This window comes from Micromonospora sp. ALFpr18c (assembly GCF_008868155.1).
In the GTDB taxonomy this organism is placed as follows: domain Bacteria; phylum Actinomycetota; class Actinomycetes; order Mycobacteriales; family Micromonosporaceae; genus Micromonospora.
The window spans coordinates 1-1,726 of sequence record NZ_WBKR01000375.1 but is presented as its reverse complement, the minus strand read 5'-3'; the positions used below and the strand labels follow the sequence as shown (position 1 = coordinate 1,726).

General features: G+C 73.8%; 3 protein-coding genes. 2 read left to right on the top strand and 1 reads right to left on the bottom strand.

The genetic code is table 11. The features are described from left to right. Nucleotides 1-193, top strand: a 193-nt coding sequence (locus F8271_RS33640; protein WP_225854895.1) for a hypothetical protein, incomplete at its 5' end; no start/stop codon positions are given. 7 nt (nt 194-200) lie between these two features. Here the strand turns inward: F8271_RS33640 and F8271_RS31180 are convergent. Further along, nucleotides 201-749 (bottom strand): DoxX family membrane protein, encoded by a 549-nt coding sequence (locus tag F8271_RS31180; protein WP_192580550.1) that lies wholly within the window; start codon nt 747-749, stop codon nt 201-203. A 190-nt stretch (nt 750-939) separates the two neighbouring features. Here F8271_RS31180 and F8271_RS31175 point away from each other — a divergent pair, with 190 nt between their 5' ends. Then, nucleotides 940-1,629, top strand: coding sequence for a CBS domain-containing protein (locus tag F8271_RS31175; protein ID WP_151493357.1), 690 nt, complete (start codon nt 940-942; stop codon nt 1,627-1,629). The last annotated feature ends 97 nt before the right edge of the window (nt 1,630-1,726 follow it).

Genomic DNA, 1,726 nt, shown 5'->3' with positions numbered 1-1,726 from the left:
GCGCGGGGCGCGGGGCGCGGTGCGCGGTGCGCGGTGCGCGGTGCGCGGTGCGCGGTGCGCGGTGCGCGGTGCGCGGTGCGCGGTGCGCGGGGCGCGGTGCGCGGTGCGCGGTGCGCGGTGCGCGGTGCGCGGTGCGCGGTGCGCGGTGCGCGGTTTGGCGGGCGTCGCCCGGATGGGGACGCCCGCCGTGTAGTGGTGGGTCAGCGAAGCCAGGGGAGGCGGTGCACGATCGGCAGCTTCGCCCAGAGTCGCCCGAGGCCCCACGTGTCGCCGGCGTTGACCAGTGCCAGCACCGCGAGCACCGCGGCGTAGATCAGGTGGTCGTCCATGAAGGGGTTGTTCTCCGGGGGCAGCACGGCGGTCCACATGAGGACCAGCAGCAGCCCACCGGCCACCGCGGCGACCCGCATGCCGATGCCCAGCAGGAGGGCGACGCCGATCCCGGCCAGACCGATCATGAACAGCCAGTCCGCCCAGGCGGCCCCGGCGATCCCGGCGTAGAGGTCCTGGAACGGACCAGCGACGCCGAAGGTGAGGAAGCCCTTGGTGGGGCTGCCGCCGTTGATCCAGGCGTTCTTCGACTCGGTGGCCAGTCCGAGGCCGAACAGCTTGTCGATGAACGCCCAGAGGAAGATCCAGCCGAGCGCCAGGCGGGTGCCGGCCAGGACGTACCGGACGGCCCTCTCCCGGGTGCCGGCTGCCGGAGTGTTGGCGGTGACCCGCTCGATCGTCGCGGTCATGGTGTCCACGTCCCTTCTCTGCCTCGCACCGCGCTTCCCGGTGGCACCTTCAGCGCACTCCCGCCGCGCCGTGCGCGGCAGGGCCGACCGGACCGCGTCGATCCGGGACCTTGGACCCGGTCCGGCCTGGTCCGGTGCCTCTGACCGCGACCGTCGTACGGCCGTAGCGTCCGAGGCGGATGACGAGAGGGAGGTCGTGATGAGGACCTGGCAGGTGGGTGACGTGATGACGCGGGAGGTCACGACCGTGGTGGCCGACACTCCGTACCGGGAGATCGTCGACGTGTTGCTGCGCCGTGGCGTCAGCGCGGCGCCGGTGATCGACGGGTTCCGCAGGGTGCTGGGTCTGGTGTCCGAGGCTGACCTTCTGCATCGCATCGAACATGCCGGGGAGCCAGCGCAGCGGCGCGTCTTCGAGAGCCGCCGCCGGCGGGGTGCCCGGGGCAAGGGTGCGGCGCTGCTGGCCGGTGACCTGATGACGGCGCCGGCGGTCACCACGTACCCGGAGGCGACGCTGTCGGCGGCCGCCCGGCTGATGGACCGCGAGCAGGTCAAGAGGTTGCCGGTGCTCGACGACCTCGGCCGGCTGGTCGGCATCGTGAGCCGCGCCGACCTGCTGCGGGTGCATCTGCGCTCGGACGCCGAGATCCGGGAGGACGTGGTGCAGGAGGTGCTGCGTCGGGTGCTCGCGGTGCGGGACGGCCTGGTCACCGTGGAGGTTCGCCATGGTGAGGTCACCCTCGCCGGTCGGGTGGACCACCGCTCCGCCGTCGACCTCGCCGGCCGGCTCGCGGCCCAGGTCAGTGGCGTCGTCCGGGTGACCAACGCGATCGCGTACGACACCGACGACACGGTCACGGACCCCGGCCAGGTGATGCCGGTCGCGTGAGCGCCCGCCGGCCCGGCGACCCGCCCGCCCGGGGCCGGGGGCGGGGATGCACAGGTCGAGTTGCTCGGAGCGCCGACGTCGGGCGGGTCGCTCGCCT